The following is a 25,849-nucleotide window of genomic DNA, read 5'->3' as shown; positions in this document are numbered from 1 at the left end:
GGCCTTCGCGCAGGCGCTCAGAGTAAGGCCAGAGCGTTGACCGTCTGTGAACGAACAGAAGGGCCGCTGCGAGCGCCCAAGACGCCCCTCTGGGTTGCTCGCTATCGGTGATTGCCCGGCTCGGTTGATGCCTACGACGAGCCGTCGGCTCAACGCGCCAAGTTGATCGCGAAGCGGAAGACCGGCTTATGAGGCCTGTCCGCCCAAACTACGCTGCGGACCGCGCTTCGTCGCACGGCCGCCATCAATCCTAGCACTGGGCGGGGCTGCCGGCCGAAGGGCCGGCGACCCCTCGCCGCGAAGGCGCCAGAACGCGAAACAAAGGCGACTTCGCGACTGCATCCAGCATCGGCGCCCCCCCAACAAGCGCAATGAGATACGATCGTTAGTGTTACTTGGATGGCTTAGTGGTTACTGGTCGCTTCGCTGATGGCTTGCGCGAGGTGATCGCCTCCACCTTCTTCAGCGTCTGTGCAAACTCAGATCGGAGATGCTGTTCGTGCTTCGGGTCGATAGGCTCCGAGAGGAATGCGACCTTCACGAGGAGGCGGTTCAGTAGCAATGCTATCGCAAGGTTGTCCGAATGCTGCGAGCGCAGGGTCGTGAGTTGACGACGCATCTCGATAAGGTCAAGTTTTCCGTTGTCTGACTGCTGTTTCAAATAGAACGGGCCTGCAATCAAGCGAAGCCGCCGCGTCAAATATATTGGCGCGACGGCTTCCCATTGGGGACCCGGACCAAGGGCAATGTCCGGCCGTGAGAAGCTAGCGCCCCGCAGCTTTGCTGCAATCAATGTCTGGAACTGAGCTTGATGTCGCGGTTGCGGGTTAATTCTGGAACCCGAGGGGAAGAGCGATCAAGGTGATCCGTTGGGTAACTCTCACGACCTACGGACCCGTGCTCGCTCCCGCTCGACTTCCTCAGCGTCCTTGTCGTCGATGGTCATAAGCGAGTTCTTGGCATCGCCGTGAACCTTCAGGAGTTCGTCGAGCTTCGCATGAATGGCCTGCGTGTTGCGGTGCTCGGCGCGCTGGATCACGAGGGTCATTCCCCATGTTGCGAGAATGGCAAGCGAATGCCACTCTAGGCCATTGCCGAAGACGATCCAAAGCGCGGCATAAATGAGAAAGACAACGAACGCGGCTGGCCGGGAGGCAAGCACGCCGATGTTGGTCAACCAGCCTCGGACTTCCTTCAGGGCCATGACGATCAACGTGGCGCTGCTTTGGTCGGTTCCACGAGCATCTACAACTCGCGATCCATTGCCCGATGGCCGCGGTTCTTCACCTTGATCCAGTGCTTCTGCCGCCTGCACGATACGGTCGATTGCGATGCTTTGAGACCAGCCCCTCAAAGGCCCACGCGGCAGGCCGCGCGGAATAGATCGGGTGCAATCTCGCCGCGCTCAAAGGGCGCAACGGTTATGCCCTCCCGGCCTGCGCGCGAACAGCCGCTGGAGGTTCATCTTTCGCAGGTGCAGCGGCAGATCGCGCAAGTCGTCGCCGCCCATGGCGAGGACGTCGAAGGCATAGAGCTGCACTTCATGATCGTGCTTAGGATAGCCGCCGAGTTGATGCTGAACGCCGCAATCGAAGACGATCATTTGAGGTTCGCCGTGGTTTCATTCGGCCGAGATGCTGACGCGCCGTGAAATGGAGTACGACGCACGCTGGCATAGCGAGTTGCGGGGGCCAGCATGAAACGCCGGCGCCGAACCCACAGAATGCGCGACCGGCAGCGGCTGATGACGCACGGCCGAAGACTTAGGCGTGACCAGCCGTCAACGGGTCCCGCGGTACGATTGACGATCGCGATTTTGTGACGAGCTCCGTGATACGGTATTGGCATTGAGAACTCGTCGGCTCCCAGGTCGGCGGGTTTTTCAATGGACTAGCCGTCCTGAGAGGTAATGCCGAGGCTGTCGCAGGTAATTGCGAATAGCTCCTTGGCTTTGGAATCTTCAAAGCAGAACTTGGTGCCGATCTCCGCGCGGTCGGTCCACCAGCGAACGTTAGCTCCTTGCGCGATGCGGGCAGCTTCGCCTCGTAACAGGTCCAGTCGTTTCCCGGCCGCACGAACAATCAGGCAATTCTCCTTAGGCATAAAACGTCCTCCCATTGGAAAATTAGACGCCGCAAAATCGTTGGTGCCCACAAAGCTTGCTGGTGATTGAAACGCAGCCGGTCTACTAGCCGCAGCGATGTTCTCGCTGCGGCCCGCGCATGGCCAAAATGAAACCGGGTGAAAAGGTCTAACGAAATATGCAGCCAGCCCCGGTGGAATGATCCTATCGCGCCATTTCTGGCTCGCAGTATGATATATTTCACAATCGGCAGCAGACTTAACGTACATCAAATGAGGGAGGACCCGCCGGGGCTGGCTGAGCTGGCGGGCCCTCAACCACAAGCACAAGGCCGCGTATGTCCCCCACGGCCCCGTCCCAGAACACCCTGGGACTGGACCAAGATGTTATTTGATGGGTGCTTGCGGGTTAGGTCGAACGGGCTACGATGCAACCTGTTTTAGAATTTTCCATTTGGATCTACCCGTTGACCACAAGCATTGGATTGATCGTTTCGGCTTGTGTACGTTTGAACAACCGGCAAGCCCTAGAAAATATGCGATGCCTTCGGCGCCAGTTGCTCGAACAGCTACAGCCCGCATCAGGCGTGAACCCGCCCGACTCTCGAGATGCTTTACTTGAGGATCTCCGAGTGATCGAGGATGGACTGGAGCAGGTCCTGCTGAGGCAGTGACAAGCGGCCCGCCGGTTCACGCTGGCGGGCCACTGTGCTAGCAAGGGTCCTGCCGCGCCGATCGTGCGGAACGTCGTGGTATAGGCCGCAGGATCTGTCTCAAGGCAGCACCTGCGCCTTACCTTTGTAGGCACCTTCCTTTCGCGGTCGCATTGATCGCGATGAGCGAAGCTGATTTCGCAAGATACGTTCAGCAAGCGCAGGACCGCCTAGACGAGGCTGGGAAGGCCACGCGCGAGGTCGATAAGGAGGCTTGGTTGAAGCTCGCAGGAGAGTGGATGGACATGGCGCGCAAAGCCCAGAGGGAGAAGCCTTCCGAGCACTAAGCGACGCAGGCCCTGGTTCCCGAGGCGTGGCCTAGTTTCGTCTTGGGAACCGAACCCGCCCGGGAACGTTTCGGAGTCGTCGTAAACGGCTGAGGGAGGGCGCTATGGGAGAGCGCCGCAGAGTTAAGCAAACCCGCTCACTTGAAGAACGATTAGCCGAAGAGGCCGCCAAGCTAAAAGCACTGGCCGACCAATTGCCCGCTGGGGCGGAACGTGAGGGCTTGCTCAAGCGAGCCAGGATTGTCGAGACGGGGGCACATCTGAGCGACTGGATACGATCGCCAGGCTTGCGGCCGCCAGAGTAAGTTCACTTTTGCACTGTCCTAATCTGTTTCTAGCGTAAATTAACCGGGCGCAGCGTGGACGCCGTCTTGTTCACCAAGAAGCAGTTCGACGAGTATCTGGACTCGCAAAAGATGCATCAGGCTGATGCGAGCCAATTGGCTAGGAAAATGATCTCCCGGTCTCGGGAGCAGATCGCAGTCTCAACGGCATTGCTGGAGCACGAGGTGCCGAACACATGGCATCCGGAGCCTCCGAAGGCACCATAGAAACCTCTTTCGCTGTTCCCTGCGTTCGGGCGGTATCCGTCCGGTGAAGCTTTCAATTACCCACATTTCCAGCCGCTCCGATTTCGGCGCCGAGTTCGATATCAGAGTCCCCGCCAGATGACAACATTTCCCGGTGGCGGATCGGCGGCCCTGGCCAGGTAGCCACCCAATCGTGCAAGTTTGGTCAAGTAGAATGCGAGGGTTCCAGGGCGACATCGTCGATTGCCGACGTCGCTGATGAGTTCATCGAGCAATGCGATCTCGGTGTCCGTCAAGGCCATCTTCGGTGACGCGTCCGGGGCCGTGCGATTGAGCATGGTAAGCCAGAGGACGCGCCAGCTGAGAATGCAGAAGACCGCCATCAGATTAGCGAGGCGCTCCGCGGTCCGCAGTTTTGAGTCTTCCGCCCTGCAGCCCGATTTCAGGATCTTATGGAACATCTCGATTTTCCACCGCATGGCGTACCAGTTAATCTTCTCGATTGCCCCGGAACGTCCGCGGACGGGTAAGTCCGTGATTAGCTTCCACTCAATGGGTTTCCGGCCCTTTGGCGCACCGCGCTCGCTGGCGTGGATTATCGTCAGGTCGAGGGCGGGATAACGGTTTTGCTTTCCGATCGGAGGCAAGACCGCAATCCGCTTGAACTTGATCTCCAGCGCGGCTTTCGTCATCTCTCCCTTGTCGTCCCGCACGTCGATGTAATGCAGGCCCTTGACGCTGGTCTCTTCCATCTCGGTCGCAATCGTATGGCCGCCATCGCCTGCCACCCGATCGACGCAGGCGCGGACAAGGAAGTGAGCGCCAAGCTCTTGCGTCAGGCAATACAATTCGTAGATGTCGCTTTCGCGGTCGCCGATATGAATGCAACGCTCCGGCTGTCCGAGCCGTTCGATCGATTGCCTGAGATTGTCGAGCCATCGAACGCTCTTCTTCTTCTCGATGGGAACGCGGGTCGGGTTGATCTTCTTCTTGAGTTGCGCCGTGCCTTTGAATTTTTTCCGTGTCCAGAACTTCACCGCCGCCAATCCCAGGGGGAGGCCCTCGACGGTCACCGCGAGGCTGCAATGCATCAGCATTCCGCAGACCGTGTGATGGCGCCAACGGCCACCTTTGTCCCGGCCGCTATTGACGCTCTTGGTTATGCCGATCGCGCTCGTGTTCGCGCGTTGGTAGGAGAATTCCGTGGTGTCCTGGATAAGGAGAATCGGGCCTGTACAATCATCGTAACGCGTGCGCGTCGCGGCGAAGTGGCCGCTAAGAATGTCGGCTTCCTCCACGCGCTCGTTGGCGAAAAAGCGGTAGGCTGCCTTCGTGTTCGCCCAGTCTTGGCACGCGAACGGTATGCTCCCGCCCATGCCATCACCAATTTGCCTTAACAGCTCGCCAAATCGTTGACCAAGAACGGGCGTCCTCGAAAGCCGTCTTGTCGATCTCGCGCTCCGTCCAGTGTGCGACGGCGCTTTCATCACGATCATCCTGGTAACCATCCTGGCCCGCCGACCGACGAGATATCGCACCGCTCGAACACATGAAGGCACCTCGCCGTCGCGATTCAGGTGCTCAACAATGAATCACAAGCGATTCATCTGATTCAAGATTCTTCGATCGAGCCCTCCCGCAAATGAATCAAGCACTTGTGGGTAATTGAAAGCCGGTGAAGGCCGCCTTGCCGAATGAGGCGTGTTGTTGAGAACTGTCCTTATGGACAGTGATAGGCGCAGTGCCCAAGTCGAGCGGCTTGAGGTGGTGGACACGGGCCGGCGGCGGCGCTGGTCCGAGGATGAGAAGCTCAAGATCGTTCTGGAGAGCTTGCAGGCGCCGCGCCAAGTCGCGGCAACAGCGCGGCGGTATGGCGTTTCGCGCTCATTGCTGCTGCGATGGCGACGTTCGTTTCGGCCTGAGCCGAAGGATACCGCCCGTCAACCTGGCTTCGTGCCGGCGATGGTGGTCGCGGAATCTGGGCCGCCTTGTCCAGTCGCGCCGGCCAGCAGCGGCGGGTCGATCGAGATCGAGTTCGCTGCCGGGGCTCGGATGCGGATCACGGGTACGGTCGACGCGGCGACGCTGAAGGCCGCCGTGGCGGCGCTGGCAGATGGACGCTTACGGTGATCCCCATTGCGTCGGGCGTGCGGGTGTGGATTGCGACCGGCCACACCGATATGCGTCGCGGCATGAACTCGCTGGCCTTGCTGGTGCAGGAAGCGTTCACGCGGGACCCGCACGGCGGCGACCTCTATGTGTTCCGTGGCAAAAGCGGCAAGCTGATTAAGATCCTTTGGCACGATGGACTGGGCATGTCGCTTTATGCCAAGCGGCTGGAGCGCGGCCGCTTCCTGTGGCCGTCGTCGGTTGATGGCGTGGTGACAATCACCCCAGCCCAGCTTGGATACCTGCTGGAGGGCATCGACTGGCGGATGCCGCAACGTACCTGGCGACCGCAGGCGGCCGGCTGATCGCTGGGATTTGAATCGGTGGCACGATCAGCGGTTCGGACAGCAACAGCATCTTGTGATTCTCTGGTCGGGCTGATGATTCTCTTCCCACGATGTGACCACGCTGCAGGCGATGCTGCGCGCCGAGCGAGCGGCCCGGTTGGCCGCGGAAGCCGAGGCTCAGGCGGGGAGCTTGTTGATCGAAAAGCTCAAGCTCACGATCAAGAAGCTCCGGCACGAGCAGTTCGGACAGTCCTCCGAGCAAGGCGCATTGCTGGACCAGCTCGAGCTACAGCTCGCCGACCTGGAGGAGAACGCGGCGCAAGCTGATACCGCGGCGCAATTGGCAGCCGAGAAGATTGCGGTGCCATCGTTCCAGCGCCGCAGGCCAGCCCGCCGGCCACTACCGGAGCATTTGCCGCGGGAGCGAATTGTCTATCCGATGCCTGCTGTCCATGCTGCGGCGACAACCGATTGCGCAAGCTCGGCGAGGACGTGACCGAGATGCTGGAGTTCGTTCCGCGCCAGTGGAAGGTGATCCAGCACGTGCGCGAGAAGTTCGTCTGCCGGGCCTGCGAAGCGATTACCCAGCCGCCGGCCCCTTCGCACCCGATGCGCGGGGACGTGCGGGGCCCAAGCTGCTGGCCCATATCCTGTTCGCCAAATATGGTCTGCACCTGCCGCTCAATCGTCAGAGCGACGTCTACCAGCGCGAAGGCGTCGACCTCGATGTCTCGACGCTGGCGGACTGGGTGGGCGCTTCCGCGGCAACCCTGATGCCGCTGGTCGATGCAATCGGAAGCCACGTCTTCGCGGCCGAGCGCATCCATGCCGACGACACCACGGTGCCGGTCCTGGCCAAGGGCAAGACCCGGACCGGCCGGCTCTGGACCTATGTGCGCGACGACCGTCCATTTGCCGGCCCAGATCCGCCGGCGGCCGTATTCTTCTACTCGCCTGATCGTGGCGGTGCGCATCCGGAGCAGCATCTGGCGGGCTATGCCGGACTGATGCAGGCCGACGCCTATGCCGGCTTTGGCAGGCTCTACGAAGTCAATCGCAAAGGCGGCCCGATTATCGAGGCGGCATGCTGGGCACACGGCCGGCGTAAGTTCTTCGATTTAGCGCGGCTCAGTAAGGCGCCGATCGCGGCCGAGGGGGTCAAGCGCATCGATGTCCTGTTCGCCATCGAGCGCGAGATCAATGGTCTTGCGCCGCAGGAGCGCCTGCGCGTGCGCCAGGAGCGTAGCCGCGCCCTGATCGTGGAGCTGGAGGCATGGTTGCGCGAGCAGCGCGCCAACTTCTCCAGGAACAATGATACGACCAAGGCAATCAACTATTGCCTCAGCCGCTGGGATGCATTTACCCGCTTCCTTGAGGACGAACGGCTTTGCATGTCGAACAATGCTGCCGAGCGCGAACTACGGGCGGTTGCCGTGGGCCGAAGAAATTGGACCTTCGCCGGCTCCGACGAGGGCGGCCGCCGCGCGGCGGCGATCTACACTCTCATCGCCACCGCTAAGCTCAATGACATCGATCCACAGGCTTGGCTCGCCGACATCCTGGCCCGCCTGTCGGATCATCCCGCCAAGCGCATCCACGAACTCCTGCCTTGGAACTGGCGCCCTCAGAACATCGCTTACGCCGCCTGAATGCTATCGGCTGCCTTCAAAGCAACCTGGCCAGGGGCCTTCGCCGGATGCGTACTTCGGGCGGGATGGTCATACAAGAGAAAAAACGAAGCCTCTGCCGACCTGTTCCGCATGCAACAAACCCATGCTGTTCGTTGACGTAGTCGATTCACCGGACGGGGCTATTGCCATCTTTCGGTGCCCCAACTGCAAGAAGCTGTTTTGGGACCAACCGAGGCGAGATGGACCGAGCTAAAGTGCCCACGTGCTGCGGCTACCTTATCCAGCAAGGAACGACTCTCGGGCCGAGAGGATTTAAGATTTCGGTCTGTGGCGCGATACCTGGATCACTCCAGCTTCGCGACATCCACCCGGACGGCCCAACGTTCGAACGCGCGTTTGGCGATGGGCCGGTTCTCGCAAGCCCTGCCTCTTCCCTGGGAACTAGGAGCAAGCGACCGGCTTGGTGCTGTGCTCCGGTTCAAAGCCCCCCTTGGTGCCGGAGCATTCCAACGGCCCCAGCCGCCGCCAGACGCTGGGGCCGTTTTTTGTCGATCGACCACCGTCGCCAAGTTTGCCGTTGCCGTAGGAACTATGCGCCCGCGAGAGACTCGTATGGGCAGCTTTCCGCGCCTGGGAAATGCCATGCGGTATGTTGCGTACGCGGTGGATTTAGCCGGTGTTGCTCGCGCAGCTTACGAGCTCGATTGCCCGACAGACAAAGACGCCGAAGCTACAGCCAAGAAATTCTTGGAGGCCCATCCCACTGTTGAGGTTTGGGAAGGGCCCCGCAGAGTCGCTCGACTGGTGCGTGAGAACTCGGACTGATTGGGGAAAAAGGGGGGCGAGCTGCTGCTTTCGCCTTCGCGTGGCGGCGCGTCACCGCTTCCACGCAGGTCGCGAAGCATTCCGATAGCGGAGCGCAGACGGTCGAAGATTCCTTTGAAGGCCGCAGCCCCCTGAGACCACGTATTCGGATCGTCAATCGGTATGATCGATTCCCCCATTTCGGGCAGTATGGCGGGGTTACAAGCTTGACGAAAGGCGCGACAGCGGACTTGATCGGCGCCATGGGCCACCATCAGCACGACATAGATGACCTCGCGCGTATGGAGCGCATCTGCCGGGATCTAGCTGGGGAGAGCAGGGGTGCCGGGCGAGGCCGCCGCGCTCCTGGAGATGGCTGAAAACTACAGTCGGGAAGCCGCTCGGGGCACCATGGCTAGGACCGTGGATTGCTCGCGGGGAAGGCGGAAAACACGAGCAACTACAAGAAGGTTGACAGGACACTGGCTCCGAACGCACTGAGGCTCTCAGCGCGCTGCCGAGAACCCCCAGGAGGCTGCTGCAGAGATCGTGTTGCCCTGACTGATAAGCTTGGGAGGCCTTTCTGAGAGCATTCCCGGCCGATTTGGCCAAGGTGCAGCTCAAGAAGATTGCGGCCGAAGAGACACGCGCTGCCGCCGCAGATAAGGCGCGGCACGCTGAAGAGGAGAAAGCCCGGCTCGCCACTGACCGAGCCAAAAAGGTCGAGCAGGATAAAGCCGCTGCCGCCGCGAAGGCCGCCGAGGATGCCCGTTTGGCCGCCGCGAAGGCCGAGCAGGTTGAGGAAGCAAAGGCTGCTGCTGCCGAGCAACGCCGGAAGGAGGCTGAAGCCGCTGTCGCTAAGTCCTTGGCCCTCAAACAGGCTGAGGAAAAGACGGCTCAAGCCGAAGCCGAAGAGAAGATTGCTATAGTCGCTCCTACGTCCTTCCCGCCGAGTATGTCCCGGCAGGAAACAGCAAAGCTCGTGCAATCGGAGCTGCGCCGCGTTGGCTGTCTCGCTGCTGCCGCTGATGGCGAGTGGAATGCGTCGTCGCAGCGATCACTCTCTCTATTTAACAAATACGCCGGAACAAAGTTCGAAACCAAGCTCGCGAGCTTTGACGCGCTGGATGCTATCAAAGCTAAGCCCAGCCGGGTCTGTCCGCTGGTCCGCGAACACGGCTTCAGGGCCAACGCCGACAATTGTATCAAGATCGCCTGTCTCGCCGGTTATCGCGTCAATGACAACAATGAATGCGAGAAGGTGCAGGACAAGAAGCCCGTTGCTGCTTTTGACAGGAGGCGCGACGATGCCCGAAAAAAAGGTCGAATCCGCGCTCCCAAAACCGCAGTCAATGGGACAGAGCGGCTGCCGCGTAATAGAGGTGCCTGGAAGAACTATGTGCCAATGACGAATTGAAGAAGCGGAGTTTCAACGGGCCTAGGGCTCTACCAGGACTGCTTGTGGCCCATCAGCGAAGTAGCGGCGCAAGTCGTTGAGGTCCGCTTCCTAAGGGACGTCGTACTAGATCTGCTCAGGTTGATTTCTTCGCGTTTTGACCCGAAGCCGACGGTCGCCTCGCAGCGACCAGGCCTTATTCTCTACTAGCGACTTATGGTATCTTCAGCCTGCTCTGATGTTGCCGGCGTAGTCGGGAGGCCGACATGGGACGTCGCGAGTTCATCGGAATGGTTGGCGCCGCATGCGTGTCCGTGTCGCCATTCGTTGCGCGGGCGCAGCGCTCAGTACCGGCGAGAGTAGGATTCCTTGGCGGTACGTCGTCGCCTGTCGGCCAGACTCTGCTTGCTTGTTTTCTGGCTGGTTTGCGCAAATTTGGCTGGACTGAGGGACAAGATTTCCAGCTGGAGCTTCGGTGGACGGAAGGCATCGTTGATCGATATTCCCAGTTTGCCGCCGAACTTGTCCGATTAAATCCGGACCTGATCGTCGCAACATCTACACCTGGAGCCCAGGCCGCCAAACGGGCAACAGCCCGTATTCCGATCGTTTTTGCGGCGGTAAGTGACCCTATGGCCAGCGGTATCGTCGAGAGCTTGGCGCGTCCCGGCGGAAATATCACCGGAGTATCGAATTTCCTGCCATCAACAAGCGCCAAACTGATCGAATTGTTGAAGGCGGTCGCGCCGAACCTCACGCGCGTATGTGTCCTGCATAATCCCGGCAACCCTGGCAAGATGTTGGAACTGCAGGAGCTCAAAACCGGTGGACAGGCCTCCGGGGTCTTTATCGAGGCGATCGAAGTCCGGTCAACTGACGATCTGGAGTGGCTATTGTCTGCGGGCTCGCATTTCCGTTGCGAAGCACTCATCACATTACAGGAGGCGCTCACTTTTGCCTATCGGAAGCAGATCGCAGAGTTCGCGGTACAAAACCAATTGGCGACGATCTTCCAGGTCAGAGAATATGTCGAAGCCGGCGGCTTGATGTCCTATGGGTTGAACTTTTGTGAGAACTATGGCCGCGCGGCCTATTATGTCGACAGAGTTCTAAAGGGTACGCATCCAAGCGATCTACCAGTCGAGCTGCCAAAGACATTCGAACTCATCATCAATCTCACCACCGCAAAGTCGCTCGGCATCACTGTTCCGCCAACCTTGTTCGCCCGCGCCGACGCGGTCATCGAATGAGATGATTCCTGTGGTGCATGAGTTCGGTACTTGGCCCGCTGCTGACCTTCGCTTAATGCGCCGAGACGTCCGCTCCGGGAGATAATCCGATCTTAGTCATCCGAGAGCAGGTGTTGACCTAAAGCAACCTCCGGCGATGTCCGCTTGATCAGAATTTCGCGGACTTTTTCTCTTCGAACCCACCAATCATCCCTAGTCGAAATCGGCGATCAGTGGCTCACTTGAAATTGCCGCAAGGCGTTTCGTGTATTTTCAGATTGGAGATATCAATGAAGTACATCTCACACTGGAGAATACGCCAAGCTCGATTGATGCTGCAATCAAAAAATTCCTTGAGACGGGTGGCTCGCCGCCGGAGGGTGTGAATATGCTCGGCCGTTGGCACGGCATGAACGGTCAAGGCTTCGCGATCTCGGAGAGCAATAACGCCAAGGCGATGTACGAATGGTACGCGCAATGGGCAAATGTGATGGAGATTACCGTTACGCCCTGTGTTGAAGATGCGGAGGCAGGGCCCATTCTGGCATCGATGGCCCAACACTAATTTTGACACTGCTCTTACCTAACTAGCGCTGGTGCACTCCAGCTCCAGTTTGAGCTGCGCCGCCCACTTACAAATTCGGTGGGCGGCGGAGCGCTCGATCGATGTGCCCCTGGCGCGTCGCGGTAACCGTGTGGCCCATCAGCGAAGTGACGCCGCGCCTGACTGAGGTCCGCTTATTCAGGCATAACGACTAGATTTGCTCACCCTGAGTTCTTCGCATTTTGACCCAACTCGGACACCGCGCGGGTCAATCGTGATTGAAGGATCAGCAGGGCAGCCGCCGGAGAGCAAGCGTGATACGCTATTGAGGCTTGATCAGTTCCGCCTCGATTATGCGGCGTCGCTCTTCCAAGGCTTTCACCTTTTCTTCCGCAGGGTCGATAACCTTCTCCGCGAGCATTGCGAGTAACAGCTCAAAGCCCCTCGTATCGGTAGACCGGAAGCACCCAGTCGTACTGTATCCATTCGGCGTAGGCCGCAGGGTTACCGCTTGAGGAGTCCAGGGTTCTCTTTGTAGAACCTGATCAGCTCGATGAGGTTTTCGATTCCGAAGTCGGTGAACGCCTGGACGCCGTCTTCTCCGACGCCATAGACCCAGATGACGCCGTCCTCGATCTCCATTTCGTTGGCGATGTCCCACAGCCAATCTTCGTCTTCGCCGAGGTCCTTGGCGACCTGGGTGATGGTGGTGACGTGATGGACCTTGTTGAGGTGAGTGGTCATGCCGCTCGAGCGGAGATCGCTGATTTTGGCGTCCAATTCCAAGGCAGAAGTTCGTCCAGCCGATGAGCCGGATGGGCGGCGATCCGGGCGAGGATATCCGTAAGCCAGGCCTGCGGGTCGATGCCGTTCATTTTCGCCGAGACGATGAGGCTGTACATGGCTGCGGCGCGCCGCCCTCCGCGATCAGATCCGCAGAACAGCCAGGACTTCCGTCCAAGAGCGATGCCTCGCAAGCCCCGTTCGGCGGCATTGTTGGAGAGACACACGCGTCCATCTTCCAGGAACAGCGTGAAGCTCGCCCATCGCTTCAGGATGTAGTTGAACGCCTTGGCCAGGTCGTGACCGCGAGACAGTTTGGCGAGCTGTTCGCGCATGTAGACCTGAAGGTCCTCGACCAGAGGCCGGCTCAGCGTCTGTCGCACCTCCAGACGCCCTTCGGGGCTCCTGCCATTGATGGAGCGTTCGATCTCGAACAGCGCATCGATCCGCCGCACGACCTCGATCGCGATCGGAGAGAGCGGGATTTCCTTTTTTCCAGCGCCTTTGCGCCGCGCATTCTCTTCGATGTCAGCCATGGCAAAGAACGGGCGCCTTCCATGCGACCAGCAGGCAGCTTCCCGGATCGGTCCGGGCTGGCGCCTGGCCAGATAGAGCTGATTGTACCCGTCATAGGCGTCGGCCTGCAGGATGCCGGCGTACCGGGCCAGATGCCCCTGGGGATGCTCACCCTTGCGGTCGCGGGAGTAGTAGAACATCGCTGCCGGCGGGCCCGCGCCGCCAAACGGCCGATCGTCGCGGACGTAGATCCAGCACCGCCCCGTGTCGGTCTTGCCCTTGGCCAGCACCGGGACGGTCGTATCATCGGCATGAAGCCGCTCGGCCGCCATCACATGGGCTTCCACCAGGCGCAGCAGGGGATCCAGCGACGCACAGACCGCCCCAACGGCATCCGCCATGGTCGACAGTGCGATCGGCACGCCTTCCAGAGCGTAGCGTTCGGCCTGGCGGTTTAGCGGCTGGTGCTGACCGAACTTCTCGAACATGATCATGGCCAACAGGCTCGGGCCAGCCCATCCCCGGGCGATCGCATGGAACGGTGCCGGCGCCTGGCTGATCTTCTCACAGTCGCGGCAGGAGAACTTCTCCCGGACCGTCTCGATCACCTTCCACTGGCGCGGCACCACTTCCAGTGTCCGGGTCACGTCTTCGCCGAGCTTCCGCAGACGATTGCTACCACAGCACTCGCAAGCCGTCGGCGGGTCGATCACCACTCGTTCGCGCGGTAAATGCTCAGGGAACGTCTGGCGTTCGCCGCGCTTGCGCGTAAATCCACGCACCGTCGTCGTCTTCGCCACGGCGTGCTCTGCCGCCAGCTCGTCTTCAGTGGCGTCACTTTCCAACTCTTCGAACGTCAAGGCCAACTGCTCGATCAGGCGCGACGAACGCTCCGACCGCTGGCCGTAGATCTGATGCTTCAGCTTGGCGATCTGCAGCTTCTGCTGAGCAATCAGCGCTTCGTCTTCCGATGCTTTCGCGCGGGCGACCGCGAGTTCAGCCGCGATCTCCACCCCCTCGCGCGCTCCATCGCCAACGCCTCCCTCAGAGCGGTAACGTCATCCGGAACAGCGTCGCGATCGGCATCCATGCGACGCAATGAATCACAAATTGAACGCGCTGGGACTCCCCAAAATACAAATCTGCGGGATTTGTGCTCAGCCTGCGCTCTGCGGGCGCCAGCTCAGTTGCGGATTACGCCAGTCGATCCCCTCCAGCATGTAAGCCATCTACGCCGCAGAGATCGATATTGCGCCGTCCGACGCCGAAGGCCAGATGAACTTGCCTCGGTCCAGGCGCTTGGCATAGAGCGACATGCCCAACCCATCATGCCAAAGAATCTTGACCAGGTCGCCGCTGCGGCCCCGGAAGATGTAGAGATCGCCAGCATGAGGATCGCGCTTCAGGCTTTCCTGAACTGTGAGAGCCAAGCTTCGCATGCCGCGACGCATATCGGTGTGGCCAGTGGCAATCCAGACCCTGACGCCGTTCGGAATCGGGATCATCGTCGTCGCAAGAGCTCAAGAACCTGCTGCAGCGCCTCAACATCCACGTCACGGTCAACGCGAACACGGCAGCCGCCCCCGAGCTCGATCTCAATGATTCCAGCCCTTGCACGCTGCGCAGGCGGGGAAGACGCCAGTTGTGGTGCGCCGCTCGAGATCGGAGCCGCTACAGTTGCGATCTCGACGGGAACAAGAGCAGGCGCAGCATCTCCGCCCAGTCGCCCCTGGCGCGCTTGTCGACGCCAGGTGAACAGCAGGCTATGAGCCACCCCGTGCCGGCGTGCAACCCCGCAGACCGTTTCCCCAGGCTGCAAGGTCTCTTCGACAAGGCGAACCTTCTCGTCGTAACTCCATCGCCGCCGACGCTCGGCGCCCAACACATTGACCTGCATTCCCGACGTGACCTTAAAGCTAGACTTAAGGTCAAATCCTCGGGCCGACTCTCAAACTACACAAGGCGGCCGCCGCCGGAGGGATACGTCGTACTTCCAGTAGTCCTTGAACATCGCATAGGGCCGCGACGCACCTTCGATCAACGGCTGAACGGGCACGGCGAGGAGAGGAACGATAGCCTCCAACTCCTTGGGGATGCTGCTCGGGTCAGTCAGGTCCGCAATGATGAAGCGGGCCATGCGGGCCAGCAGCGATACGGTCTCGGTAATGTCCCGCGTGGCTGGAACATCGAAGTCGAACAGGATCGGTAGGTAGTTACTCTTGCGCAGCTCCTCGCGTAACGCGTCGAGGACTGCCTTACGCTCATCGGTGAAGCGACCGAGGATCAGCACCGCCTTCGAGGTGATGTTGTCGATGACGTCCCGGATCTTCTGATTACTAAGCATGAGGTAGATGAACTGCGCGACCTCGATGTTGTCGACGGTGATCTCGGGCTCCGTGCCTGCTCCTGGCCACTTTTCCTTGCGTGTGATGACCAAGTTCTGCTGCTTGGCCCTGTCCAGTTTTAGGTCCCACGCGGATACGCCGTAGACACGAGAGCCGGTGATATCAGTGTCCGTAAGATCTGTCTTCAGCAGCTTCGCCCCGCTGAGGTCCGCGTTGTTGAGGTTCGCGTCACGTAGCGTACGCAATGATGTATCTCAACGCGGAGGAACGCGCCACGGCGCATGTCCGGTTGTGGCCCATTAGCGAAGTGGCGGCGCACCTAGTTGAGGTCCGCTTATCAAGGTACGGCGGACTCGATTGCTCAGGTGGAGTTCTTCCCAGTTTGCCCCAAAGCCGACCAACACATTAGACCCGTGATTTTACCCTCGCTGCAGTCATGATAAGGTGGTCTTGTTCCCGCTGGCGAGCCAAAGGGTGACAGCCGATGAAGTGTCTTCGGATATACGCAACCCCGGACGGTGAATCTCACTTCGGTGAAGTGGAAATCCCCATGACGGCAAAGCTGACCGTCGCTCCTGGTGCCAAGCCGTTTCAAGTGTCCAAGCGCTATCTCGCGTCAAGCATGGAGTTTACTCAAATCCCTGCCGGTATGCGACAGGTTGATTGGCACACCGTTCCGGCGCGGGTATTGACTGTCAGACTGACCGGGGCGGTCGAATACGAGACGAGCGACGGCGAGGTGCGGCACGTCTCTGCGGGCGAGTTCGTGTTGGTGGAGGACACACACGGAAAAGGCCATCTGTCTCGTCACTCCTCAGACGAGCAAACCGTTCTTTGGATCAGGCTACCCGACGGCCTCGATTTGCCGCCCGCATAGTCCGCAGGGAGCGCTATCGCCGACGACGTTAAAAGTCTGCAAATGGCACGTTTGGGACACATTCGGGACGCCATCTCCGCCGTCTTGACGCACTCGAAGACCGTACGAACTACGCTTCCATCGAGGCTTGCTGTTCCAACGATACGACTACCTATCGCGGCAACAAAGACGGTGCGCTTGCCGATTAGCTGCAGCACGGCACTCCGACTAAAGCTGTGCTCGATCCCTTCGATGATCTCTCTTGCATAGTCCTTCGCATTGGTTTCGCGCAATGTACGTAAAATGACCGCGCTTATTTCGTCGGCGTCACCTTCACGCGACGGCCGGATCGTGCATTCCATCGGTCGTCTCCGCTCGCCCAAGGGTCGTATTAAGTCTACAATCACTAGTGATAGCAGGAACCCGCATCTTCGTTCCAGCCTTGGCTCGTGACACGCATAAAGCATTGTGCGGGCGGGCTCGCGGGATGTCCGTTGTCGGCACGTTTGGGACTGTCCCTGGTCGCCGAACGTCCGCTTGTCGAGGAAGACCGGAATTGACTGGCACACGTCCAAAGCGGCGCGTTTGACCCCTCCCGGCAGTGGGGTTGGGCGAGTGGTGACAGCAAAGCGGATACCGCAATCTGGGCGCAGATTGAAACCCGATTGCAGACTTCACCGCAGCTGCTCTTCCCAATGACGAAAGATGGCGACCTCATCGGCATCCGCTGCAGGGGGTGGAACAAGGATCGTGGCGCGGCGCGCGACCCGCGGGCTAAAGCCGAACTGCTTTCGAAACGCCCTGCTGAAATGCGCGGCACTGACAAAGCCGTGTTGACGCGCGATTTCGCCGATTGAAACACCCTCAGCCGTAGTGCTCAGCAAGGCGTGAATAACCTCGAGCCGTCGTTTACGAATATAGGCCGTGATCCCTCCTGCGTGCGCGAACGCTCGGTACAGACTTGACGGCGACAGGGCGAGCTTGTTGCAGATTTCTTCGGAAGTGAGTTCGCAGGACGTCAGATTCTCGTCGATATAGGATTCGACCCGCTGACGCGCCGTTGCGGTCGTCTTGCCGAGCGGCGCGTTGCCAGCGGGCTGCGTCGCGCGCAGCCCCGCCATCAGTAGTCCGACGAACGCGTCCGTTAGATTTGACGTGTCGTCGAGATCCATGTCGGGCAGCTGGCGCACCAGGGAAAGCAGGTAATCGGCGACAAGACGCCCCCACGCCCCCTCAAGGATCAGACCGTGATGAGGCGACGGCCCGGATGTTATTTGGGCAAACGCCCGCCTGGAAATTGCGCAGGTGATGCTGTCCATCGCAGAGCCGTCTGACGCAAAGTCGCAAATTGTGTCAAAGACGGCGACCTCCCCTTGCCGCATCGTCTGTCGTTTCTTGCCGCCGTCGATCGCAAAATCCATCGTGCCGGACTTCAGCAACAGAACCAGGATCCAGTCGCGGCTGTCCTGCTGCGCCATCTCGGCCGTTCGCACCATCCTGGCGGCGCCGATGCGGGAATGGGTCATCACCATTTCCCCGAGCGTCCAGGCGTCCACCACCGCGTCGAATGGAGCGACGGAAGGGTCGCTGCGCGTGACCTGATGGGTGGTGATTCCGGCACGCCAAACTTCAAAACGCTGGCTTTCCGGAAAATCAGTGGTGTCGAAGTGCAGAACGGGTATCGCCGCCGCCATGGAACAATCGACCTCCTTCATTTGGCTCCGACCGGTTAAACCAAATCCGGTGCAGCGGCGACGACGGGCTCGTCGCCACCAACTTGCCTGCGCAGTTCAGATGATTTGACCGCTGAAGTCAAAAATATCACGGGGGTGGAATTGGCCGTCAAATTCGTTGCGTTGTCAGTGGCCGTCAATTATCCAGTACGAGAACTCAAGCCGCATTGGAATCGCTCCGCGCTTTGCCCGCAGAATTGCGCAATCCATCGGCTTCTATGATCGAGAGTGCGGCTTTTTGAGATGACGAGGTTGTCGAAGCCGGAGCGATCATCTTACGGGCCGCGTTTGGGATTAGGCTGGCGCGCGCGCCTTCTCGGCACCACCGCGCTTGTCGGCCTGATGACCGCGGTCCTGGCCGCTCCCGCTTGCGCGGACAGTGAGTGGACCGGCGCGCTCTCGTCAAATTGGTTTATTGCCGGTAACTGGTCAAACGGCGTCCCAACAACGAATGACAGTGTAGGGATCTCAAACAACAGCGTCCCCAGCCCAGCGATCGTTGAAACCTCCGGAGCCGCTGCGTATAGCCTGGCCGTCGGAAAGAGCGCCAGCGGTTCGCTGATCATCCAAAACGGGGGCAGTCTCGGCGTCCAAAACAATAGCAGTATAGGGTCCCTGGGCGGGAGCGGAACGGTAATAGTGACCGGCTCGGGCTCGACCTGGAGCGGCGGAAGTGGCTTTTTCCAGGTAGGAGTTCAGACTGGCAGCACCGGCACACTCGTCATTACCGCAGGCGGTACTGTCGCTGCCTACGACATTACTCTGGGCGTGCAATCTGGTTCCGTTGGCAATGCCGTCGTGGATGGCGCAAACTCGCGCCTGGAATCCTCGCTTATCCTCGGGCAATCCGGAACGGGCACACTCACAGTTTCCAATGGTGGCACCGTTGCGAGCGCGCGCCCGCTCATTGGCGGGAATGCCGGCCTCAACGGCACCGGTACGCTCAACATCGGTGCCGCGTCGGGTCAAGCTGCAGCGGCACCTGGAGTTGTGAGTGCACCTGAGGTGACGTTTTTTGGTAGTACCAGCACAATCGTTTTCAATCACACGTCGAACAATTACAGCTTCGCGCCGGCGATCTCTGGGACCGGTGCGGTGATGGTCGAATCCGGCACCACGACTTTCACCGGCCAGAATACCTACGGGAATGGCACCTTCATCAAGGGCGGCACGCTGGAGGTGTCGGGTCCCAGTGGCGCCATCAACTCGGGCGCTGCTGTGGCGGTCGGCACGCTCGCCGGCAGCACCGGCACTCTCAAGGTCACCGGTGGTGGCACGGTCACGGGAAACAACGGACTGATCGGCAGCGCCGCTGGCGCCACTGGCGCCGCGACCGTTTCCGGCGCCGGATCGATCTGGACCAGCACCGCTTTCCTGGCGGTGGGGGATACGGGTAACGGTTCGCTGACTATCGCGAATGGCGGCACAGTGATCGGCAATACGTCGGCCTCTATCGGCTCAGGCGCCGGCACGACCGGCAGCGTCACCGTCACCGGTGCGAACTCGCGGTTTTTCGGGAATTCCAGCATCGCAGTCGGCCTCCAGGCAAATGGATCGCTGCTGGTCGAGGCCGGCGGCGTCGCCAGGGCGCTAAATAGTTTTGTCGGCGTTTTTGGTACCGGCGCGGCGACCGTGACCGGGGCCGGTTCGGCCTGGAATACCGACACGAATTTCAGCCTTGGCGCCAACGGCCAGGGAGCGCTGACGATCGCTGATGGCGGTTCGGTTTCGATCGGCAACACCCTGACGATCGCGGTGAATGGCGGCTCGACCGGAACGCTGAACATCGGTGCCGCATCCGGTCAGGCAGCGGCTGCCGCCGGCACCCTGGTCACCCCGTCTGTCGTGTTCGGGGCCGGCACCGGCCGGATCGTCTTCAATCATACGGACACCGGCTATGTTTTCGCGTCGAACGTGTCGGGTGCCGGCGCAACCCGCACCGAGGCCGGCACGACCATCTTCACTGGCACCAACACCTATAGCGGCGGCACCACCATCACAGGCGGCACGCTGCAACTCGGCAATGGCGGGACGACCGGATCGATCACAGGCAATGTCACCAACAACGCCATACTGGCCTTCAACCGCTCCGACAGTTATGGCTTCGGCGGGGTGATTTCCGGAACCGGCGTGGTGCAGCAGAACGGCCCCGGCAACACGACGCTGACGGCAACGAACACTTATGTCGGCGGGACCGTCTTAAATGCTGGTACCCTGTCGGTCGGAGCTGATACCAACCTCGGCAACGCCGCAGGCGGGCTGAGCTTCAATGGCGGCACCCTGCAGGTCACAGGTACGTCATTCACTTCGACCGCGCGTGCCATCAATTGGGGCGCCCATGGCGGGGGCTTCGATATTGCCTATGCCGGCAGCGCATTTACACTGAGCGAGGCGATCGGATCCGGAGGCGCACTGACCAAGTCAGGTGCCGGAGACTTGGTCCTGACGGCCGCCAACACTTATGTCGGCGGTACCACGATCGTTGCTGGAACGTTGTGGCTCGGCAACGGCGGCACGACGGGCTCGATCATCGGCGACATCACGAACCACGGCACCTTGGCATTCGATCGCTTCAACGCCTACCAGTTCGACGGCGTTATCGCAGGCAGCGGCGCATTGCAGCAAAGCGGCTTGGGCACCACGACGCTCACCGCTGCCAACATCTATTCCGGCGGCACAACGATCGCAGCGGGCGCGCTCCAGCTCGGCAACGGCGGCACCACAGGCTCGATCGTCGGCAACGTGCTCGATAACGCCCGATTCGTGATCAACCGTTCGGATATTTTCACTTTCGCGGGCACTATCTCCGGCTCGGGTACATTCGAGCAACTCGGCACCGGCACGACTGTTCTCACCAACGCCAATAGCTATTCCGGCGGCACGACGATTGCGGGTGGAACGCTGCGGGTCGAGAACAACGCGGCCCTCGGGACCGGTGCTGTCACGACCACAGGCTCGGTGCTGGATTATGCCGACGGCATCACGCTGGCGAATCCAATCCAGGTGAATTCCAACCACACACAGTTGCAGGTGCTCGCCGGCACCGCAACGCAGGCCGGCATTATTTCCGAGTTGAATGGGCCGCGGCCGCTGGAGAAGATTGGCGCCGGCCGCCTGGTGCTCACGTCGGTAAATACCTACACCGGCCCAACCATGGTGTCCGGCGGCACGCTTGATGTAGCGGGGTCCATCGCGGCGTCCAGTCTGACCATGGTGAACGCTGGCGCCGCGCTGATGGGTACCGGCGTTATCGGCCATACAATGATCGCAAACGGCGCCACATTCCTGCCGGGCAGCGGCACATCGGGCTCGTCGATGACGGTAAATGGCAATCTCGCCCTCCAGTCCGGCGCAGCCTATCTGGTGCAGATCAGTCCGACCGCCGCCTCCTTCGCCAACGTCTCGGGCAGCGCGACCCTCAACGGCACGGTATCCGCGACTTACGCCAACACTGGCAATTTCGCGAAGCGCTATACCATTTTGAGCGCCGCGGGCGGCATCAGCGGCACATTCGGCGCGCTTGCCAGTTCCAACCTGCCATCCAACTTCACGATGTCGTTGAGTTACGACCCTACGCACGCCTATGTGGATTTAACATTGGCTTTCACGCCGTCCGGTCCCGGATCCAACACGGGACTGACCGGCAACCAACAGACGATCGCCAATGCACTGACCGGTTACTTCAACAGCAACGGCGGAATTCCGATGGCATTCGGCACGCTATCGGCGATCGGATTGGCGCAAGTCTCCGGCGAAGCGGCGACGGGTACGCAGCAGACGACGTTTCAGGCGATGAATCTGTTCATGGGCGTATTGCTCGATCCCTGGCTCGACGGTCGCGCCGGCGATGCCGCACAGGGCAGCGCGTCGCAATTTGCCGAAAACAACGCAGCAAACGCCGACACCTCGTCTGCCGGCAAGACACGATCACGCGCCGAACGCGATGCTTATGCCGCAATTTACACCAAGGCGCTGCCCCGCATCGCCGATCCGTTCGCAAGCGGCTGGAACGTGTGGGCCGCAGGGTTCGGTGGATCGCAGACCACCAGCGGCAATGCGAGGTTGGGAACCAGCGCCGCGACCGGCCGGGTCTATGGCACGGCTATTGGCGCCGACTATCGGTTCTCGCCGGATACTTTGGCCGGCTTTGCGCTGGCCGGCGGCGGCACCAATTTCAGCATCGCCAACAGTCTCGGGCAGGGCTCGTCGGACCTGTTCCAGGCCGGCGCCTTCATTCGACACACCGCCGGTGCTGCGTATCTCTCGGCTGCGCTCGCCTATGGCTGGCAGGATGTCACCACGGACCGCACCGTGACCGTCGTGGGCGTCGATCGCTTGCGCGCACGCGTCAATGCCAACGCTTTCTCGGCGCGCATCGAAGGCGGTTATCGGTTTATCACGCCATTGATCGGTGTCACGCCCTATGCGGCTGCGCAGGTCACGGCGTTCGATCTGCCGGCCTATGCGGAAGGCGTTCTCTCGGGCAGCATGATTGCGCTCGAGTACGCCTCCAGGGCTGTCACCGCGTCGCGCAGCGAATTGGGATGGCGCACCGACAAATCATATGCCGTGGGCACAGCGACCCTTGTCCTGCGGAGCCGCCTCGCTTGGGCGCACGACTTCAATCCGGATCGCAGCATCGCCGCCAGCTTCCAAACGCTGCCGGGGGCGTCCTTTGTCGTCAACGGTGCCGCACAGGCGCGTGATGCCGCGATGACGACGGCCTCAGCAGAGATGAAGTTCATGAACGGCGTTTCGCTTGCTGCGACCTTCGAGGGCGAGTTCTCCAATGTTACGCGCAGCTACGCTGGCAAAGGCGTGGCGCGATATAGCTGGTAAGTGAGGACGTCCGCAAATTAGCACTTTTCGGACTGACAGCTCTGGCTGCCGATGCCCGTTCTTGAGGGAAAAGCGGACTTCCCAGTTGGGCACTCAGACTTCTGAGTTTGACCCAACTCGGACATCGAGCCGAGCGACGGCCCAGTCACCGGCTATCGGTAACGATGGCCAAACTGCGCCACCACCGCGTACCATAAAGCAATGACCTCGGGTGACTTGGGGTTGAAGCCGGCCAGTTTGCGGACCGCCGTGTGCACCATGACCAACTTCGATTCGGCATCGACGAGCAAGTCCTGGCCGTTGGTGCCCAAGAGAACGAACATCCGACGCTCCCCCGGAAGGATCCAGACTTGGTAACCGTAGCCCCAGGACTGCGCGATCGTGTTACGCAGGTAGCCATTCCAAGGCATAGGCGCAAGATTGCCGACGTATTGATTGACCACGCCTAGACAGCGCGCTGATTGCGGCTTGATTCGTGGTGATGGAATAAAGATTGCACATAGCTCCGGCTAACCTGATTTTCCATTAACGCTCTTCGGTCGGGTGAACCCATTTATACGGCGTGATCTGCCTCGTCTCGGTTAGCTTAATCATCGAGCAGGCGGAGCGTATCGTGGCGTGCGACATGATCGGCACTTGAGAGAGGCTTCCAGCTTCCAGAGCGGCGTATCGCGAGGCCGGCGGATGGCGTCCAGAGGTAGGCTGGCGCGCGTCTTACAGCGGGCGCATTCGACCTCTAGCCAGCCAAGTCCTCCGTTAAGGCATTGGCCGATCGTGGGGGAGGGCAGGGCAGGGCCGCCGTAGCCCTCCATGCGAACGGACCAGGCGTCGGCCTCCGCCCGGTCTGCCTCACGGATGGCCTGCTGGGCACGCTCGCGGGCTCCGTCAGCATGAATCTTCGCGCCCATGATCCGGCCGCCCCAGATGACCTCTCGCGACTTGGTGCTCATGCGAAATAGATTCCGGCAAACCGAACGAGAGGCAAGCCGCTAGCCCTAGAGACCTGCCGTCACATCGGGCCAAAAGGCGGTCAAGATCCAGCGGGAGGTCCAGATGCTTATTTTGAAATACCGAAATTCTGCTTGCTCCGTCGGGCAAAACAGTGGTTCATAAGACGCTGGCTCTAACGAGGACCAGCGCAATGGCCGACGAAGTTTGAGACTTCCGATCTGTCCAAGATCGCCAAGCTAAACGGAGATTTTAGAAGGAACTACGGTGCTCTGCTGGGCGCCTTTCTGTATCTGCGCTCGATCAGTGCCGTACGCCGTGGGTCCTGGTTTTGGTCTGTCCTGGCGCCGGTCGTAGGTTCGCTTGCGCTGGGCTGGATCGGAAAGTACAGTTCATCTTGGCTTTCAGCCTGGCTGAGATAGGCTGGGCGTGGCCAACGGTAGCGGTCGTTCCATGGGAACTGCGCTCAGTTTCCAGCATGCCAGGTTGCTTCGAAGACGTGAGAATGAGCTTCGGGCGGCACAATACATCCGTATGTCGACTGATCGGCAACAATACTCGATCGCAAATCAGATGGCTTTGATCGCGAGCTACGCCGCTGAGCATCGGTTCGAGATCGTGCGCTCGTATATAGATGAGGGCTAGGGACTTATCGATCTGCTCAATGACGTGCAATCGGGAGCCGCCGACTTCGCCAACGCCCTGGTGCGGGACGTCAGCCGCTGGGGACGGTTTCAGGACACAGATGAAAGGGCCTACTACGAGTTCTCTGCAAGCTGGCTGGCGTGAACGTAATCTATTGCGCAGAAGTCTTCGAGAACGATGGAAGCCCGATCTCCAGCCTTTGGAAGAACATGAAGCGCCTGATGGCGGCCGAAATGAGCCGCGATCAATCGGCAAAGGTTTTTGCGGGACATTGCCGGATTGTCGGGCTCGGCCTATCGGGTGATCCAGCAACTCGCCGCGGGAATTGGTGGCGTGCCGACTGTAAGCTCCGATCTCATTGCTGAGCGGGCGGGGGGCTGCTTGGCGGTGAAGGATGGTTCCTTCATATCATTGCGCGTCATCCGATGCTGGCAGCATGCCCAACGGCACTGCCGGGTCTGGACACTACGACGTAGCTCCAAGCAGCGTTCCGGCCTCGTCGTCGTGATCAGGCTCGATGAGCAAAACAAGCAGCCCCTGGATTTCATTTTGACGTCGATGAGCCGCCTTCCGGAATGCCCCCTCATTATGACCAACGTGTTTGTAGACAAACGATTTCGGCGCAGCAGGTTCAAGAACTTGAGCGGATTGGTTCGCGCCTTGCGGCGAAAGCTAGCTGTCGCCGGCTGATGAAACGCGCTGCGAAAATATAGCGCATCCAGAAATATTTCTAAATGTTTCCAGCGTGTGATACCCCGGACGCACGATCAGAAGCTGTGCCGGAACAAACCGTGAAGTTTCTCCAAAGAGTCAGGCGTAAACTTTTCCAGCCCAAAGAGACCATCGAGGGGTATGAGAACCCGGAGCTGGTCGAAACTATTTTCCGCAAGACAGTCGCTTACAAACCTGGTGGGGACTGGCCGCTGGTCGCGGGCCTTGGCGCCGTGCTCGATTTTGGAGGAGGCGCCGGACTACACTACAAACTGGCCCTCCGGCAATCGCCGGATATCCGATAGGGAGTAGTTGAGACACCTGCCATGGTGGGGCGCTCGAAGGAGCTTGCGACTGACAAGCTGAAGTTTTTCGAGCGCATTGAAGAGGCGGCCGAATGGCTTGGCGGAGTCTACCTTGTCCATTCAAATGGAGCTATACAATACGTCCGGAATCCACTGGAAACCGTCAGGACGCTGTGCTCCGTCGGCCCAACAAAATTGGTCTGGCAGCGCGTGCCCATTGGCACGGAGACTAGGTGCGAGGTTCAGACATCATTTCTAAATGACAACGGCCCAGGGACATCGCTGGCTTCCAAGGAGAAGCTCGTCAAGTACGGGCGAACTTGGATATCCGAAAGAGAATTCGTTCAGGCTCATCAAGGCTATCGCATTGTGCAGCGAGGGCCACATCCGGATGAGCGTAAGCGTCGTTCTCAGGCCACGGCTTTGAGGGATTGCGCGCGATAGGCCCAGGGAAGCAGCTGATCGATTTCGCTGTTTGGGTGACCGTTGACGATCC

The 25,849-nt window shown here is 60.1% G+C and carries 20 protein-coding genes and 5 pseudogenes; 11 read left to right on the top strand and 14 right to left on the bottom strand.

Annotation, left to right across the window (positions count from 1 at the left end):
• Positions 1-391: 391 nt before the first annotated feature.
• The 5 genes from IVA81_RS19975 to IVA81_RS19950 form a co-directional block, all read right to left on the bottom strand.
• Positions 392-682 carry a hypothetical protein gene (locus IVA81_RS19975; protein WP_247321131.1) on the bottom strand — a complete coding sequence of 97 codons (291 nt, stop codon included), beginning with the start codon at positions 680-682 and terminating at the stop codon, positions 392-394.
• 198 nt (positions 683-880) lie between these two features.
• On the bottom strand, positions 881-1,315 hold the full coding sequence (locus tag IVA81_RS19970) for a low affinity iron permease family protein (protein ID WP_247321130.1): 435 nt from the start codon (positions 1,313-1,315) through the stop codon (positions 881-883).
• A gap of 90 nt (positions 1,316-1,405) precedes the next feature.
• The gene (locus IVA81_RS19965; protein WP_247321129.1) at positions 1,406-1,603 is read right to left on the bottom strand and encodes a hypothetical protein; all 198 of its coding nucleotides are present in this window, start codon (positions 1,601-1,603) and stop codon (positions 1,406-1,408) included.
• Positions 1,604-1,890: 287 nt separating this feature from the next.
• A complete protein-coding gene (locus IVA81_RS19960) occupies positions 1,891-2,103 on the bottom strand; it encodes a hypothetical protein (protein ID WP_247321128.1) in 213 nt (70 codons plus the stop codon).
• Between the two features lie 1,631 nt (positions 2,104-3,734).
• The gene (locus IVA81_RS19950; RefSeq protein ID WP_247321122.1) at positions 3,735-5,108 is read right to left on the bottom strand and encodes an IS4 family transposase; all 1,374 of its coding nucleotides are present in this window, start codon (positions 5,106-5,108) and stop codon (positions 3,735-3,737) included.
• A gap of 226 nt (positions 5,109-5,334) precedes the next feature.
• Here IVA81_RS19950 and IVA81_RS19945 point away from each other — a divergent pair, with 226 nt between their 5' ends.
• The 6 genes and pseudogenes from IVA81_RS19945 to IVA81_RS40705 all read left to right on the top strand — a co-directional run bounded on the left by IVA81_RS19945 (position 5,335) and on the right by IVA81_RS40705 (position 11,693).
• Positions 5,335-5,742, top strand: coding sequence for a transposase (locus IVA81_RS19945; protein WP_247321121.1), 408 nt, complete (start codon positions 5,335-5,337; stop codon positions 5,740-5,742).
• Positions 5,739-6,086: an IS66 family insertion sequence element accessory protein TnpB gene (tnpB, locus tag IVA81_RS19940; protein ID WP_247321120.1), complete on the top strand. Its 348-nt coding sequence runs from the start codon at positions 5,739-5,741 to the stop codon at positions 6,084-6,086. Before IVA81_RS19945 ends, tnpB (IVA81_RS19940) begins: the two co-directional genes overlap by 4 nt.
• 175 nt (positions 6,087-6,261) lie before the next feature.
• Positions 6,262-7,717: pseudogene (locus tag IVA81_RS19935) on the top strand (IS66 family transposase); the annotation flags it as partial.
• 1,357 nt (positions 7,718-9,074) lie between these two features.
• A pseudogene (locus IVA81_RS19930) lies at positions 9,075-9,864 on the top strand (caspase family protein); the annotation flags it as partial.
• Positions 9,865-10,165: 301 nt separating this feature from the next.
• Positions 10,166-11,149, top strand: coding sequence for an ABC transporter substrate-binding protein (locus tag IVA81_RS19925; RefSeq protein ID WP_247321119.1), 984 nt, complete (start codon positions 10,166-10,168; stop codon positions 11,147-11,149).
• Positions 11,150-11,393: 244 nt separating this feature from the next.
• Complete coding sequence (locus tag IVA81_RS40705; RefSeq protein WP_247321118.1) at positions 11,394-11,693, top strand: DUF3303 family protein; 300 nt, start codon at positions 11,394-11,396, stop codon at positions 11,691-11,693.
• 483 nt (positions 11,694-12,176) lie between these two features.
• Here IVA81_RS40705 and IVA81_RS19915 read toward each other — a convergent pair whose 3' ends face one another.
• The 5 genes and pseudogenes from IVA81_RS19915 to IVA81_RS19895 form a co-directional block, all read right to left on the bottom strand.
• Positions 12,177-12,416, bottom strand: a complete 240-nt coding sequence (locus IVA81_RS19915) for a hypothetical protein (protein WP_247321117.1) — start codon at positions 12,414-12,416, stop codon at positions 12,177-12,179.
• Positions 12,413-14,061, bottom strand: a protein-coding gene (locus IVA81_RS19910; RefSeq protein WP_247321116.1) for an IS66 family transposase whose coding sequence is annotated in 2 segments (ribosomal slippage) — positions 12,413-13,983 and positions 13,983-14,061 — 1,650 coding nt in all. Because the reading frame shifts where the segments join, the coding sequence is not laid out codon by codon here. The genes IVA81_RS19915 and IVA81_RS19910 overlap by 4 nt, the downstream gene beginning before the upstream one ends.
• A gap of 139 nt (positions 14,062-14,200) precedes the next feature.
• Positions 14,201-14,476 carry an IS66 family insertion sequence element accessory protein TnpB gene (gene tnpB / locus IVA81_RS19905; protein ID WP_247321115.1) on the bottom strand — a complete coding sequence of 92 codons (276 nt, stop codon included), beginning with the start codon at positions 14,474-14,476 and terminating at the stop codon, positions 14,201-14,203.
• A 233-nt stretch (positions 14,477-14,709) separates the two neighbouring features.
• Positions 14,710-14,868 (bottom strand): annotated as a pseudogene (locus IVA81_RS19900) (transposase); the annotation flags it as partial.
• 51 nt (positions 14,869-14,919) lie between these two features.
• A complete protein-coding gene (locus IVA81_RS19895) occupies positions 14,920-15,561 on the bottom strand; it encodes a pentapeptide repeat-containing protein (protein ID WP_247321113.1) in 642 nt (213 codons plus the stop codon).
• A gap of 239 nt (positions 15,562-15,800) precedes the next feature.
• Between IVA81_RS19895 and IVA81_RS19890 the strand changes: the two genes are divergently transcribed.
• Positions 15,801-16,193, top strand: coding sequence for a hypothetical protein (locus IVA81_RS19890; protein WP_247321112.1), 393 nt, complete (start codon positions 15,801-15,803; stop codon positions 16,191-16,193).
• A 653-nt stretch (positions 16,194-16,846) separates the two neighbouring features.
• Here the strand turns inward: IVA81_RS19890 and IVA81_RS19885 are convergent.
• Positions 16,847-17,887, bottom strand: a complete 1,041-nt coding sequence (locus IVA81_RS19885) for a helix-turn-helix domain-containing protein (RefSeq protein WP_247321109.1) — start codon at positions 17,885-17,887, stop codon at positions 16,847-16,849.
• Positions 17,888-18,157: 270 nt separating this feature from the next.
• Here IVA81_RS19885 and IVA81_RS19880 point away from each other — a divergent pair, with 270 nt between their 5' ends.
• Positions 18,158-22,744, top strand: a complete 4,587-nt coding sequence (locus tag IVA81_RS19880) for an autotransporter domain-containing protein (protein WP_247321108.1) — start codon at positions 18,158-18,160, stop codon at positions 22,742-22,744.
• 152 nt (positions 22,745-22,896) lie between these two features.
• Here the strand turns inward: IVA81_RS19880 and IVA81_RS19875 are convergent, their stop codons facing one another.
• The 3 genes and pseudogenes from IVA81_RS19875 to IVA81_RS19865 all read right to left on the bottom strand — a co-directional run bounded on the left by IVA81_RS19875 (position 22,897) and on the right by IVA81_RS19865 (position 23,694).
• Complete coding sequence (locus tag IVA81_RS19875) at positions 22,897-23,067, bottom strand: hypothetical protein (protein ID WP_247321176.1); 171 nt, start codon at positions 23,065-23,067, stop codon at positions 22,897-22,899.
• 81 nt (positions 23,068-23,148) lie between these two features.
• Positions 23,149-23,245: pseudogene (locus tag IVA81_RS19870) on the bottom strand (SOS response-associated peptidase); the annotation flags it as partial.
• Between the two features lie 24 nt (positions 23,246-23,269).
• Positions 23,270-23,694, bottom strand: a pseudogene (locus IVA81_RS19865) (hypothetical protein).
• 451 nt (positions 23,695-24,145) lie between these two features.
• Between IVA81_RS19865 and IVA81_RS40700 the strand changes: the two are divergent.
• The 3 genes from IVA81_RS40700 to IVA81_RS19850 all read left to right on the top strand — a co-directional run bounded on the left by IVA81_RS40700 (position 24,146) and on the right by IVA81_RS19850 (position 25,353).
• Positions 24,146-24,337 carry a recombinase family protein gene (locus IVA81_RS40700; protein ID WP_346659408.1) on the top strand — a complete coding sequence of 64 codons (192 nt, stop codon included), beginning with the start codon at positions 24,146-24,148 and terminating at the stop codon, positions 24,335-24,337.
• A gap of 261 nt (positions 24,338-24,598) precedes the next feature.
• Positions 24,599-25,027 (top strand): hypothetical protein, encoded by a 429-nt coding sequence (locus tag IVA81_RS19855; RefSeq protein ID WP_247321106.1) that lies wholly within the window; start codon positions 24,599-24,601, stop codon positions 25,025-25,027.
• 101 nt (positions 25,028-25,128) lie between these two features.
• Entirely contained in the window at positions 25,129-25,353 is a 225-nt protein-coding gene (locus tag IVA81_RS19850) for a hypothetical protein (RefSeq protein WP_247321104.1), read from the top strand.
• Positions 25,354-25,849: the final 496 nt, after the last annotated feature.

It is taken from the genome of Bradyrhizobium sp. 141, assembly GCF_023074055.1.
In the GTDB taxonomy this organism is placed as follows: Bacteria; Pseudomonadota; Alphaproteobacteria; order Rhizobiales; family Xanthobacteraceae; genus Bradyrhizobium.
This window is presented reverse-complemented; position numbering and strand designations above follow the sequence as displayed.